The organism is Hymenobacter lucidus (genome assembly GCF_020447265.1).
In the GTDB taxonomy this organism is placed as follows: Bacteria; Bacteroidota; Bacteroidia; order Cytophagales; family Hymenobacteraceae; genus Hymenobacter; species Hymenobacter lucidus.
The window spans coordinates 68,446-81,214 of the sequence record NZ_JAJADR010000001.1 but is presented as its reverse complement, the minus strand read 5'-3'; the positions used below and the strand labels follow the sequence as shown (position 1 = coordinate 81,214).

The window sequence follows — 12,769 nt, the reverse complement described above, 5'->3', positions numbered from 1 at the left end:
GTTGGTAGTAGTTGGGGGTTGATGCATAATATGTTAGAGGATATGTAAAATGGACTGATTTGCTTCGGCTCTGCGGCCTGATGGATTAATAGATTCGGGTTATTTATGGGTCACTCCTTTATGATACACGCCCAGCACTTCCAGGCCTTCCGTCACGGGCTTCATTTCCCGCAGGGCGGCTGCCAGCTGGGCCGGGTCGTCGAATTCGAGGTCGGCGTGAAAGTAGTAGTGCCAGGTTTTGGCCGGAATCGGGAACGACTGGAGCTTGGAGAGGTTGATGCCCTGGTCGGCAATGCGGATGAGCACCTGGGCCAGGCTGCCTTGGGCGTGGGTGGTATGAAAGTAGAGCGAGGCTTTGTTGGGCTGCTCCACGGCCGCGGCGTTTTCGGGCCGGGCCACTACCAGGAAGCGGGTGTAGTTTTTCTTTTCCGAGTGAATGTCTTTGCCCAGAATTTCGAGGTCGAACAGCTCGGCGGCCAGCTTGCCGGCCACCGCCGCCGTGCCCGCCCGCAGCCCTTCCCGGATGCGCTGGGCGCTCAGGGCAGTGTCTTCGGTTTCGACTAAGCGCCAGTGCCCGTGCTGGTTGAGGAAGTCGGCGCACTGCAGCAGGGCCATCGGGTGAGAATGTACTTCCTGAATATCGGCGAGTTGCTGGCCGGGCAACGCCATCAGGTGCTGCCGGATCTGGAGGTACACTTCCCCGGTCACGCGCAGGTCGGCTTTGCGCAGCAAGTTGTAGTTGGGCAGAATGCTGCCGGCAATGGAATTCTCAATGGCCATCAGCCCGTGGCTGCTGGTGCCGCTGCCCACTTGGCGCACTACTTCCCCAAACGTGGCGCAGGGCGTCGTCAGGGCGGTGGGGCCGAAATAGTGGCGGGCGGCTATCTGGTGAAAACTACCTTCAAAGCCCTGGATGGCAACAGTGGGGAGCATGGTACTTGGGTAAGAAAACGGCATTAAAAAAGGCCTCCGGAGTGCGGGGCCTTGGTTTTGCTTCTGGTGCTGCGCGGTGGTCAGCTTCGGCAAATCAGGCCCGGCTCCTTCAGAAAGAAGCAGTAGCAATGACCGCAATAAAAGAAAGCCGTAGAGAGCATTGAGAGCAGTGTGTGAGCGTAAAAAAAAGCGCCTCTCGAGGTTGTCGAGAGGCGCTGAGAATTTCGGTTGGAAAAGCTACAGGAAGACCGCTCGACTACGCGTTGGCGTAATAGAAGTAATAGCTAAAAAAGAAACGGGCGGTGTGCTGGGTCATGAGAATCAGGAGCTTTCGGCTGGCAAGGTGGGGCCGGGTTCTGATAATTCCAAATTAATTTTTCGCGGCCTAATACGAACAAACGTTCGTCAGAAGTGGGAAAATCGGCTAAAAGAACGTCATGCTTGATCTGCCGTCCGCTTGTCGAAGCATCTCTACCGCTTCATTGCTGAAAGAAGAACGTCATGTCTCCCACTGGTCGACATGACGTTCTAACAGCCTAGCCGCTTACCGGTAGCGCAGCTCATCCACGGCCGGCTGCTGTGCTGCCGACTCCGTACTCAGCTCCGCCGCACGCCGCACTAGCTCGGCAAACTCTCGGCGCGACCCATCAGTATCCCGCGTCCGCACCGATTCGGCGAGCTGCAGGGCGGTGGCGTAGCTGGCCGTGCCCCGGTGCTCCGACTGGCGCAGCAGCATACCGAACTGGGCCACGGCAGCGGCAAAGCGCAGGTTGTCAGAAGCCTGATCTACGGGGGCATCGGTACCAGGCACGGGGAGCGTGAGCAGGCGGCTGGCGCTGCCCTGGGGCTCCTGGTAGCGCAGCTTCACGGTCATTAGCTCGGTGCTGGAAGCGGCCGGGCGGGCCGCATAATCGGGCTCGGTGGCCTGGTACGGTAGCCCGTCGGTGGCGGGCAACGCATTGACCGGCACAATTTCGTAGAGGGCCGTGACCTGCTGGCCCGCACCCAGCTCGCCAGCGTCTTTGGTGTCGTCGTTGAAGTCTTCGGCGGTCAGCAGACGGTTTTCGTAGCCAATCAGGCGGTATTGCCGCACCTGGGCCGGGTTAAACTCCACCTGCACCTTTACGTCTTTGGCTAGGGTAAAGAGTGTGCCGCCAAATTGTTGCACCAGCACCCGCCGGGCTTCGTTCAGGTTGTCGATATAGGCGTAATTGCCGTTGCCTTTGTCGGCCAGCACCTCCATCTTGCTGTCCTGCAAGTTACCCTGCCCGAAGCCCAGCACCGACAGAAACACGCCCGACTTCCGCTCCTGAGTTACGAGCTGCTCCATGGCCGCGTCGCTACTTTCGCCCACGTTGAAGTCGCCATCGGTAGCCAGAATGATGCGGGAATTGGCGCCGGGCCGGGCCTGCTGCCGGGCCACCTGATAGGCCAGCCGTAGCCCTTCGCCACCGGCCGTCGAGCCGCCGGCTTCCAGGTTGTCCAGGGCCCGCAGGATTTCCCCGGGCCGGCTGCCCGAAGTAGGCGGCAGCACCAGCCCCGCTGCCCCGGCATACACCACTATCGACGCGTAATCCTGGGGGCGCAACGTGTGTACCAGCTGGCGCAGACTAGCCTTGAGCAGCGGCAGCTTGTCCTCGTCTGCCATCGAGCCCGACACGTCGAGCAGAAATACCAGGTTGGCTGGCGGCAGGGCTTCGTTGGCTACTTCCCGGCCTTGCATACCTACCAACACGAGCTGGTGAGCAGTATTCCAGGGGCAGCGGGCTACTTCAGCGTTCAACGTGGCGGGTGTTTCGGAGTGCCGGGGCTGGGGGTAGTCGTAGTGGAAGTAGTTGATGAGCTCCTCAATGCGCACGGCTTCGGGCGGGGGCAGCTGGCGGTTCTGGGTCAGGAAGCGGCGCACGTTGCTGTAGCTGGCCGGATCTACGTCGATGGCAAAGGTGCTGAGCGGGGTTTGGCGCACGTCTTCGAAGCGGTTTTCGGGCAGCCGGGCGTAGGTTTCGGTGGTGGCTGGTGGCGTGGGCAGTGGCGCGGCAGCATCGGCCCGCGGCGCTTCGGCGGGCATCTCGTAGACGCTGGCCGATTCTACCTGTTCTGAAGAGTATTGTTGGTGACAGGCGGGCAGCAGCAAGCCGCCGGCCAGCAGCCACAAGGGCCGCAAGCGGATGATATTCATAGGAGTGAGGAAGGAGAGGGAAGGATGAGAAACTGCCAAAAAAGCCATGCTCCCGCCGCTGAGCCCGACCGAACGGATTCAGAACTTTTCCAGGAAAAGCTGCGCGTAGCCAGGAGCTGTCGTCGCGTGCGAACAGGCCTGAAAATGGGGCGAAAGTGCTCTGCTGGGAGAGCAGCTTATTCGGGTATCAATGCGAAAGCAGCGCCGCTTAGTGGTTGTTTATACCAGCAGCCCCCCATACGTAACCCGCCACCATCAGCTTTTTTCCAACATAATTCGGGCCTAATTAAATACGCATCAATTGCACAATAGAAAGCTGTAGCCCGCCGTTCAAACCCGTCCAAACGAAAAACTCCTGACCAGTCGCCCACCGGTCAGGAGTTTCTTCCTATTGGTCCGCTAGCAGGAAGCGGTAACACCCGCCGGACCTGCGGCTCCGGGGTGGCGCCCGACAAGCCGGAGCCCGGCCGCGACTGTGCCCGGGCCATTTGGTGCCGTTGGGCAGCAGCCAGTGGGCCCGAACGGTGGCCTCACCGGCGGCCTGCGCCAGGCGGTGAGTTAGCAGGAGAAGGGCAGAACTTCTCATGCCTGGTTGCCCTGAAAAGGCTGCGTTAGTTGTGCCGGAATAGCCCGCAGCCGCTGCCAAATGTCATTAAATAACCAGCTGGACGGGCCTGAATTAATTACTCCCAAACCTCCCAGCACCTGAGCATCCGGCACTAGCTGCACTTTCATCCCCGAAGGATGTTTTGGCTGAGGCATTTCTACGCGGTTATAACCAATAGAAAAAACTACCAGCGTAAGGTGACGCTCCTGAGCTGTTACTGGAAGAGAGAAATGTCCCTGTTCGTCAGTAGTGACACCATGATTGGTGCCTTTGAGCATTACCACTACTTGCGAAATCCCCTTGCCAGATTCCTTATCCACTACCCGCCCAGTAAGCACGATATCCAAACCACCTTCTCCACTCAACCTTTCCACCTCCGCCGGCTTGGCCTGAAACGGCAGTCCTGCTCCGGCCGCCTGAGTGCCATAGGCCGGCAACTGGCTAACCGGGGCCTGGGCCTGAGCGGCCGACGGAACCAGCGTGCGAAAACCCAGCAGCGCCACGGTAGCCGCCACGGCAGTTTGCCACCACGCGGCGCGGGGCGCAAGTGGGAGTTGCAAAGCCCGATCAAGCTGGCTGGCCCCGAACCGCCCGCACGTCTGGCCCGTGGCAGCGGCCAGCACGGCCAGGATTTCGGCGTCGGTTTTCTGGGTGAAGTCGATAACTACTTTCTGGCAGGCGGCGCAGTGCCGGCCCGCGCCCTGGGGCGTCATATCAGCCCAAGACTGGGCGCAGGGCTCGGCAATACGGAGGGTGACCGGGGATTTACGCATCTGAATGACTGGTATTGATTCAGCAATAGAGGATAGAAAACGCGGAGCGGCTTAGCGGGCACCCACGGTGCCGGCCACGGGGCTCAGGCCCTCAGCCAGCTTCACAAGCCGCACAAACTCGGCGCGGTAGCCATCGGCGTCGGTGCCGCGGGCGGCCTGGGCTAGCTGCTCGGTGCTGCCATAAGTGGCTGTGCCCCGGTAGTCGGACTGGCGCAGGAGCATGCCGAACTGGGCCACGGCGGCGGCAAAGCGCAGGTTGTCGGAAGCCTGGGCCACGGACTTGGCGGGGCCGCGCAAGGTGCGCTCCAGCAGGCGGCTGGTAAGGCCCTGCGGCTCCTTGTAGCGGAGCTTCACCGTCATCACGTCGGCCGAAGCTGGGGCGGGCTGCCGGGGCGCGGGGTTCTGCTGGTACTTCAGCGCATCGATACCGGTGGGGGCACCGGGCGGAATCAGTTCGTAGAGGGCCGTAACGGTGTGGCCCGCGCCCAGCTCGCCGGCGTCTTTACGGTCGTTGTTGAAGTCTTCGTCGGCTAGGGCGCGGTTTTCGTAGCCGATCAGGCGGTACTGCTGCACCCGGGCCGGGTTGAATTCGAGTTGGAGCTTCACGTCTTTAGCCAGCGTAAACAAAGTGCCGCCAAACTGCCGCACCAACACCCGGCGGGCTTCGTCGAGGTTGTCGAGGTAAGCGTAGTTGCCGTTGCCCTTGTCGGCGAGGCGCTCCATCTTGCTGTCCTGCAAGTTGCCCTGGCCCACGCCCAGCACCGTCAGAAACACGCCCGACTCCCGCTCCTCGGTAATGAGGCGCTCCATGGCGTCGTCGCTGCTTTCGCCCACGTTGAAGTCGCCGTCAGTGGCCAATATCACGCGGTTGTTGCCTTCCTTCTGAAACTGCTCCCGGGCCACCTGGTAAGCCAGCCGCAGCCCCGCGCCGCCCGCCGTGGAGCCGCCCGCACTCAGCCGGTCGAGGGCCGCCAGGATATCGGCTTTCTGGTTGCCGGGGGTGGCGGGCAGCACTAGGCCGGCCGCGCCGGCATATACTACGATGGCTACTTTATCCTGGGGGCGCAGCTCCTGCACCAGCTGGCGGAGGCCGGCCTGCACCAGCGGCAGCTTATCGGGCTCATTCATCGAACCCGACACATCCACGAGGAAAACCAGGTTGGCGGGTGGCAGTTTCCGGGTGCTTACCTGCCGGCCCTGCAGGGCCACATGCAGCAGCTGGTGTTCCGCGTTCCAGGGGCACACGGCCAGCTCGGTAGTAACGGAAAACGGGTCGGAGCCGGTGGGCTGGGGGTAGTCGTAGTGGAAGTAGTTGAGCATTTCCTCCACCCGCACGGCATCCTGCGGGGGGCGCTGGCCCTGGTTGAGGAAGCGGCGCACATTGCTATAGCTGGCCGCGTCTACGTCAATCGAAAACGTGCTCAGCGGCTCCTTTTGGGCGGTATGAAAGCCGTTTTCCTTGATGGCGGCATACGACTCGCCCGCGCCCGGCACAGGGCGGGGAGGAGCTGAATCGTACAAAACATCTGCTGCAACAGGTGCATTCCTTTCGGATTTACGCTTCTGCATCCTCCCCGCCGGTACCTGGCCGCTACTCCGGACGCCGGCCACTTTGCCGGCTACTGCGGCGGCCTTCACTTCCGACACCGCGCCGCTCACTTGCCGCTTACTGGGCTCGGGGGCCGTGGCCGTAACGACTACTTCACTCAATTCCTTACTGTCGGGGGCCAGCTTTATATCCAGCTTGCCATCGGCAGGCACGGGCCGCTCCTGCCGCCCGTAGCCCAGGGCACTGACCACAAGTGTGGCCGGGCCCTTCGGTACAAGGAGCCGATAAGTGCCGGTAGGGTTGCTTGTGGTAACAATACTGGTGCCTTTTACCCGCACCTCGGCGCCGGGCACCCCCTGGCTGGTACGACCGTCAAGGATGCGACCCTGCACGACCCGCGTGGCCGCGGGCTTGGAGGTTTGGGTAGTGCGGGCCGGGGGGGCGGCTTGCAGCGGCTGGGCCTGGGCGGGAGCCGCCAGCAGGCAGCTCATTCCCATTACGAATAGCTTGTTCATCGGAGCAGACAGGGGCTAAAGGGTTTCCCCTGTCTGATGCGCCCGGCCCACCGATTCCACACCGGCCTGTGAAAATATATTCGGGTGGCTATGAATTTTCGGCCGGACAAGGGCCGCGCCGAGCAATTGGGCGCGCTTAGTTCGCCCGAAACTCTATCTTACTGGGCGGCTCTATCTTACTGGGCGGCGCGGCGTTAAGGCCAGTTGCCGTCTCTATTCTTATGCTGAACGGCGAAAACAGCGCCGTGCAGGCCCCCCTGGCCTAGATGCGGAAGCGCTACTCCTACCGTCTGGGCAAAATGAACAAAGCCCCCAAGCCCGCTGCCCAGTAGTGCGTCGGTTGCCCGTCAGTAGCGCGAACTTTGTAGTTCGCGCTACTATCTGTCAGCTTCCCTCCTTACCCGTGCCCGACCGGTTCCGTACCGGGCGGGCGCGGTTTTTTACCGCAACCTCGCGGTGCCACACCGCGAGGTTGCGGTTTCGCACCGGGACTTCGCGGTGTAGAACCGCAACCTTGCGGTGCCACACCGCGAGGTTGCGGTTGCTGATCGGAACTTCGCGGTTCCACACCGGGGCCTTGCGGTGTTGCACCGCAACTTCGCGGTGCAACACCGCAAAAGCGCCCAACAACGGGCCCAATGCCGTATCTTGCCCGGGTCGGCTGTGCCGATGCTGCCCGCTATGTTTTTCAAACGCCGCCCCAAGTCGCCCACCGAGCTTTCCGATGAGGAGCTGCTGGTCCGCTACCGCCTCGAAGGCGTGGTAGCCGACCTGGGCGTGCTCTACGAGCGGCACATGGCCCTGGTGTTTGCCGTGTGCCGCAAGTACCTGCGGCCCGACGAAGACGCCCAGGATGCCGTGATGCAGCTCTTCGAGAAGCTCATCGACACGCTGCGGCGGCACGAGGTGGCCAACTTTCCGGCCTGGCTGCAAGCCACCGCCCGCAACCATTGCCTGATGATACTGCGGGCCCGGCAGCGGGCCGGCCCAGATGGGGCGCTGGTGCTGCATTTTCCCGATGCGGCCGATATGGAATCGTCGGGCGTTTTGCATCAGGCAGGTGATGCTACCGAAGATGAAGAACTCACCGAAGCCCGCTTGCAGGCTTTGGAGCACGCCCTGGCCGATTTGCCCGAGGGCCAACGCCGCTGCCTCGAACTGTTTTACCTCGAAAAGAAATGCTACCGCGACATTGCCGACCTCACCGGATTTGACCTCGGCCTCGTGAAAAGCCACCTCCAAAACGGCAAGCGCAACCTCAAACGCTACCTCGACTCAGCTCCCAATGCGGCCCGTTAATCAGCCTCCCGTACCACCGCTGCCCCCGGCCCCCGACGCGGCCGGGCACCTGGCGCTGCCGCTGTTGCGGCAGTATGTGGCCGGCACGCTGCCCGCCGCCGAGCAGCACCGCATCGAGGCCCACACCCTGAGCTGTGCCCGCTGCGCCGAAATTCTGGAAGGCCTGGAGCTGACGGACCCCGCCACCACCGATGCAGCCCTGCGCCAGCTACAGCTGCGCCTGCACCAGCGCGTAGCCCAGGCCGAAGCCCCCCGCCGCACCTTACACCTGTGGCAGGCCGCCGCCGCCATGCTTCTGCTGCTGCTCATGAGTACGGCCGTGTGGTGGGGCCTGCGCCGCCCCGCAACGCACTTAGAGTCAGCCCCGGTAGCCATGCAGCGGCCCGCCGCCCCCGCCGAAACCGCCGGGGCTCCTGCTGAAGCTGAAACGGAGCAAGCTCCCGTGCTGGCTCAAAAAGCCGCTCCCGCCGTAGCTGCGGCCCCCGCTGCGGCTTCAGAGTCGGCGGCCGTAGTGGCGGCCGCCCCCGCCCGACGCCCGGCCACGGCCCGCGCCGCCAAGCGGAAGCCCCCGGTGCTTATAGCCGCCAACGAGCCAGTAGCCGAAACGATGAATCAAACCCAGGCCGATGCCGCCGCTGATCAAGCTCCGGCGGTAGCCCTGGCTACCCCGCCGGCAGCTGCCCCAGTGGCTAAGTCGGAAGCTGCACCTGCCGCCGCCGAAAGCAAAGCCAAGGATGAGAGCAAAGCCACGGCCGACACCCTGCACGTGCTGGCGGTGGCCCCGGCCAAAAGTAAGCAAGCCCGGGTGGCCGAAGAAGGCGCGGCCCGCAAAGCCGCCCTGCCCCCGGTGCCCACCATAAGCCCCCAGCCCGTGGGGGGCTACATCGGTCTGCGCGAGTACCTGCGCCGGGAGGGCCTGTTTGTGCCCGAGCCCCCAGCCCGGCAGCTCTCGGGCAGCGTGCGGGTGAAATTCACGGTAACGGCGGCCGGCAAGCTCGAAAACTTCCAGATTCTGCGCAGTCTGCGGGCCGACTACGACTCAGAGGCCATCCGGCTGCTCTGCGAAGGCCCCACTTGGCAGCCCGGTGCCGCCAACGGCCGCCGCGCCGACCAAGTCGTGGAAATCAGCATCAGTTTCTAGCATTGCGGGCTTTAATGAAAGGGAAAACCGCGCTCCTGCTAGCCGTGGCTACTTGGCTGGTATTTCTGGCGGGCAAGTCACTGCTTACGAATGACGCTGTACGTGACAGGCCCGAGCATTTCCCGACTGACGTGATATTCTCAGCGTACCGGGAAGGCTCCTTGGGCAGTATTTTGCTGAAATTGTACCAGGACCAGCACTTTGAATTTACTTGGTCGGGGACTCGGGCTGTTGCTAAAGGACTGTATGCCTTCCATTCAGATACTTTGGTACTTACTGCCACCAAAGGCACCCGTATTATAAAAGGGGCCCGCCAGATGCGGTTTGTGGTAGACAATGGTATGTTGGTTGAGTTACCCAATGTAACCGGCATCAAGTTTTTGGGCATTACCACCGACCAGTTGCACAAGGGCCAGTAGTAGCTGCTTGCCGCTCACTGAAGTTATTAAAACAGCAACGCCGACCTGTATGGGCCGGCGTTGCTGTTTTGGCGAAACCCGAGGCATCTACCCGCTGTAGCCGCCGCCGCTCTGGGCTTCGGTGGCGCTGCCGCCGGGCTGCACCTCGCGGGGCAGGTCAGGCTGGGTTTTGATCTGAACCTGGCTGTAGTCGGGGCTGCCGTCGCCGGCCGGGGTGGGGGTATCGATGGCCGCAGTAGTTTCCGAGTGGCTGGTGGGGTCCCACTTGTGCATCACCTCGAAACTGATTTTGGCCGTGATGCGGTATTCCACGATTTTATTGTCGCGCACCCGGCAGCTCTGGTCTTTGATGTAGATGGACTTGATGCCTTTAACGGTAGTGCTGGCTTCGGCCAGGGCGCGCTGCAGGGCGTCTTCGAAGCTCTTTTCGGACGAGGCCAAGACCTCGATTACCTTTTTGATGGTGCTCATAGCGCGGAAAGATGTAGGGGTGAGTGGTTGGAAGATGCGTGTACGCAGCCCCGGGCAAACAGGTGCCAAATACTACGGCCGCCGCCGCTAGCGGCCGGTAAGCCGCCTGAGTTTTGGTCGATACTTTCGCCGATTTGGCCGATGCGGCTTTTTCTAAGACTCTGAATTACAGAACCAATAAAGCATCGACTAGCTCCGCTGCTGCTGCAATGGAGCCAACTGGCACGGTTTTGTAATGTATCCTCTCAGAACGCCCGCCACGGCAATGCGCGCCCCACCACGGCCGGCCTTCTTTCTTTCACCTCCTCCAGACTTTCCTTTTTGCCATGAACTCCAAAAGCCTTTTCGGGCGCTTGGCTGTAGCCGCGCTGTTGCTTTCATCTTCGTTTTCGGTGGCCCAGGCTCAAGTGCGCCGCCCCGTGTATTCCAACGCTCCGGCTCGGCCCGTATACTCGGCCCCGGTGCGCTCCTCTTCCACTGCCACGCAGGGCATCCAGTTTGGGGTGCGGGCCGGCGTCAACGTATCCGACTGGTCGGGTGATGCCGTGCAGAGCGTGATGGACCTGGCTGGCTACACCAATGGCGCCGTAACCAAGGAAATGAAGCCCGGCTTCCACGCCGGCCTCTATGCCACCATTCCGCTGGGCCCCGGCTTCGCCATCGAGCCCGGCATATCTTACTCCGAGAAGGGCGCCAAGCTGGTGGGTACGCTGCCCTGGGAGCAATTTGATTTCCTGAATGCCCGCGTGACGGCCACTTCCCGCATGGCTTATGTAGATGTGCCGGTGCTGTTTAAGGGCTACCTCACGCCCGGCTTCTACCTCTTCGGCGGTCCGCAGGCCTCGTTCCTGGTCAGCAACAAAGTGCGCGTGGAAGCCGGAGCCCTAGGGTTCAGTGCCTTCAAAACCGACTTTGACGTCAAGAACCAGTTCCGCCCCGTCGATTTTGCCGTGGTGGGCGGCCTGGGCTACCAGTTCGACAGTGGCTTCGGCCTGAGCGCCGGTTACGATTTCGGCCTGTCGTCGCTGGATAAGAACAACACCTTCGACGCCCAGAACCGCGTGATTAAAGCCTCGCTGAACTACTCGTTCTAAGCGCACTGAAGTTGCCCCGTCTGTCATCCTGGGCTTGCGAAGGACCTTCCTCGCCTAAGTGACAAAGCTGATTAAATGTACAAAGCCCTTCACTGCTATGGTGGTGAAGGGCTTTGTCACGTTGGTACTGTGCCGTAGTGGGGTATAGGAGGAAGGCCTTTCATTCCGCTTCGCTGCCTTCAGGATGACAGGTAGAGGTATTGAGGTGTCTTTTCGTGTCCTGAGTTCGGGTTGTTGTGTACTTTTACCGCCACCAAAAACGGATTCGTCACTTCATTCCCGCTACATGCAATTCCGCACCGAGAAAGACACTATGGGCACCGTGCAGGTGCCGGCCGACGCCTACTGGGGCGCCCAGACCCAGCGCTCTATCGAGAACTTCCAGATTGCGCAGGATATCAACCGTATGCCCAAGGAAATCATCCGGGCCTTTGCCATTCTGAAGAAGGCTGCGGCCCTCACCAACCGCGACGCGGGCGTATTGCCCGCCGAAAAAGCGGAGCTGATCGGCAAAGTGTGCGACGAAATCCTGGCTGGCGAGCTAGCCGACTCCTTCCCGCTGGTGGTGTGGCAAACCGGCTCGGGCACGCAGAGCAATATGAATGTGAACGAGGTAATTGCCTACCGTGGCCACGTATTGCAGGGTGGCAGCCTCGCCGACGAGAAGAAGGCCCTGGCCCCGAACGACGACGTGAACAAGAGCCAGAGCTCGAACGACACGTTCCCGACGGCCATGCACATTGCCGCCTACCAGACGCTGCTCGAAGTCACGATTCCGGGCATCACCAAGCTGCGCGACACGCTCAAGCGCAAGAGCGAGGAGTTTATGCACGTCGTCAAAATCGGCCGTACTCACCTCATGGATGCCACGCCCCTGACCGTGGGCCAGGAGTTTTCGGGCTACGTGTCGCAGCTCGACCACGGCCTGCGCGCCATCAATAACACCCTGGCTCACCTGAGCGAGCTGGCTCTGGGCGGCACGGCCGTAGGCACCGGCATCAACACGCCCCCCGGCTACTCGGAGGCCGTGGCCAAGCACATTGCCGACCTCACCGGCCTGCCCTTCATTACGGCCGAAAACAAGTTTGAGGCCCTAGCCGCCCACGACGCTATTGTGGAAGCCCACGGCGCGCTGAAAACCGTGGCCGCTTCGCTGATGAAGATTGCCAACGACATCCGTCTGCTGGCCTCGGGCCCGCGCGCCGGCATCGGCGAGCTGTTTATCCCCGACAACGAGCCCGGCTCCAGCATCATGCCCGGCAAGGTGAACCCCACCCAGTGCGAGGCCATGACGATGGTAGCGGCCCAGGTAATGGGCAACGACGTGGCCATCAACATCGGCGGCATGAACGGCCACTTCGAGCTGAACGTCTTCAAGCCGGTCATGATTTACAACTTCCTGCACTCGGCCCGCCTCATTGGCGACGTGTGCGTGTCGTTCAACGACCGGTGCGCCGAGGGCATTCGGCCGCTGGAGGAGAACATCAAGAAGCACGTCGATTCGTCGTTGATGCTGGTAACGGCCCTGAACCCGCACATTGGGTACTACAAAGCCGCCGAAATTGCCCAGACGGCCCACAAGAACGGCTCGACGCTAAAGGAAACCGCGCTGCAGCTTGGTTACCTCACCGAAGAGCAATTCAACGAGTGGCTGAAGCCCGAGGACATGGTAGGCGAGATTAAGAAGTAAGCCCCATAAGCTTCAGGAACGTCATGCTGAGCTTGCTGAAGCATCTCTGCCGCAGTAGTAATTAATTTTACCATTGCGGCAGAGATGCTTCGGCAAGCT

Annotated in this window: 10 protein-coding genes; 5 read left to right on the top strand and 5 right to left on the bottom strand. The window is 61.6% G+C overall.

The features are described 5' to 3' along the window. Positions 1–99: 99 nt before the first annotated feature. The 4 genes from LGH74_RS00370 to LGH74_RS00355 all read right to left on the bottom strand — a co-directional run bounded on the left by LGH74_RS00370 (position 100) and on the right by LGH74_RS00355 (position 6,556). Positions 100–933: a prephenate dehydratase gene (locus tag LGH74_RS00370; protein WP_226170247.1), complete on the bottom strand. Its 834-nt coding sequence runs from the start codon at positions 931–933 to the stop codon at positions 100–102. Between the two features lie 544 nt (positions 934–1,477). Continuing rightward, positions 1,478–3,112, bottom strand: coding sequence for a vWA domain-containing protein (locus LGH74_RS00365; RefSeq protein WP_226170245.1), 1,635 nt, complete (start codon positions 3,110–3,112; stop codon positions 1,478–1,480). Positions 3,113–3,694: 582 nt separating this feature from the next. After that, on the bottom strand, positions 3,695–4,492 hold the full coding sequence (locus LGH74_RS00360) for a carboxypeptidase-like regulatory domain-containing protein (RefSeq protein WP_226170243.1): 798 nt from the start codon (positions 4,490–4,492) through the stop codon (positions 3,695–3,697). Positions 4,493–4,543: 51 nt separating this feature from the next. Then, positions 4,544–6,556 (bottom strand): YfbK domain-containing protein, encoded by a 2,013-nt coding sequence (locus tag LGH74_RS00355; protein ID WP_226170241.1) that lies wholly within the window; start codon positions 6,554–6,556, stop codon positions 4,544–4,546. 681 nt (positions 6,557–7,237) lie between these two features. On the opposite strand from LGH74_RS00355, the gene LGH74_RS00350 reads away from it, so the two are divergent. The 3 genes from LGH74_RS00350 to LGH74_RS00340 are packed head-to-tail and all read left to right on the top strand — an operon-like array spanning position 7,238 to position 9,415. Then, positions 7,238–7,855, top strand: a complete 618-nt coding sequence (locus LGH74_RS00350) for an RNA polymerase sigma factor (RefSeq protein ID WP_226170239.1) — start codon at positions 7,238–7,240, stop codon at positions 7,853–7,855. Then, positions 7,842–8,996, top strand: coding sequence for a TonB family protein (locus LGH74_RS00345; RefSeq protein WP_226170236.1), 1,155 nt, complete (start codon positions 7,842–7,844; stop codon positions 8,994–8,996). Before LGH74_RS00350 ends, LGH74_RS00345 begins: the two co-directional genes overlap by 14 nt. 14 nt (positions 8,997–9,010) lie before the next feature. Further along, complete coding sequence (locus LGH74_RS00340) at positions 9,011–9,415, top strand: hypothetical protein (RefSeq protein WP_226170233.1); 405 nt, start codon at positions 9,011–9,013, stop codon at positions 9,413–9,415. 87 nt (positions 9,416–9,502) lie between these two features. Here the strand turns inward: LGH74_RS00340 and LGH74_RS00335 are convergent, their stop codons facing one another. Beyond that, a complete protein-coding gene (locus tag LGH74_RS00335; protein ID WP_226170230.1) occupies positions 9,503–9,886 on the bottom strand; it encodes a dodecin family protein in 384 nt (127 codons plus the stop codon). Positions 9,887–10,212: 326 nt separating this feature from the next. Between LGH74_RS00335 and LGH74_RS00330 the strand changes: the two genes are divergently transcribed. Together LGH74_RS00330 and fumC are read left to right on the top strand one after the other, a co-directional pair. Then, complete coding sequence (locus LGH74_RS00330) at positions 10,213–10,980, top strand: porin family protein (protein WP_226170227.1); 768 nt, start codon at positions 10,213–10,215, stop codon at positions 10,978–10,980. A gap of 286 nt (positions 10,981–11,266) precedes the next feature. After that, positions 11,267–12,670, top strand: coding sequence for a class II fumarate hydratase (fumC, locus tag LGH74_RS00325; protein ID WP_226170225.1), 1,404 nt, complete (start codon positions 11,267–11,269; stop codon positions 12,668–12,670). The last annotated feature ends 99 nt before the right edge of the window (positions 12,671–12,769 follow it).

Excerpts from the sequence above, each read along its gene's own strand:
- LGH74_RS00370 (WP_226170247.1), bottom strand. The coding sequence starts at position 933 with ATGCTCCCCACTGTTGCCATCCAGGGCTTTGAAGGTAGTTTTCACCAG.
- LGH74_RS00365 (WP_226170245.1), bottom strand. The coding sequence starts at position 3,112 with ATGAATATCATCCGCTTGCGGCCCTTGTGGCTGCTGGCCGGCGGCTTG.
- LGH74_RS00360 (WP_226170243.1), bottom strand. The coding sequence starts at position 4,492 with ATGCGTAAATCCCCGGTCACCCTCCGTATTGCCGAGCCCTGCGCCCAG.
- LGH74_RS00355 (WP_226170241.1), bottom strand. The coding sequence starts at position 6,556 with ATGAACAAGCTATTCGTAATGGGAATGAGCTGCCTGCTGGCGGCTCCC.
- LGH74_RS00350 (WP_226170239.1), top strand. The coding sequence starts at position 7,238 with ATGTTTTTCAAACGCCGCCCCAAGTCGCCCACCGAGCTTTCCGATGAG.
- LGH74_RS00345 (WP_226170236.1), top strand. The coding sequence starts at position 7,842 with ATGCGGCCCGTTAATCAGCCTCCCGTACCACCGCTGCCCCCGGCCCCC.
- LGH74_RS00340 (WP_226170233.1), top strand. The coding sequence starts at position 9,011 with ATGAAAGGGAAAACCGCGCTCCTGCTAGCCGTGGCTACTTGGCTGGTA.
- LGH74_RS00335 (WP_226170230.1), bottom strand. The coding sequence starts at position 9,886 with ATGAGCACCATCAAAAAGGTAATCGAGGTCTTGGCCTCGTCCGAAAAG.
- LGH74_RS00330 (WP_226170227.1), top strand. The coding sequence starts at position 10,213 with ATGAACTCCAAAAGCCTTTTCGGGCGCTTGGCTGTAGCCGCGCTGTTG.
- fumC (WP_226170225.1), top strand. The coding sequence starts at position 11,267 with ATGCAATTCCGCACCGAGAAAGACACTATGGGCACCGTGCAGGTGCCG.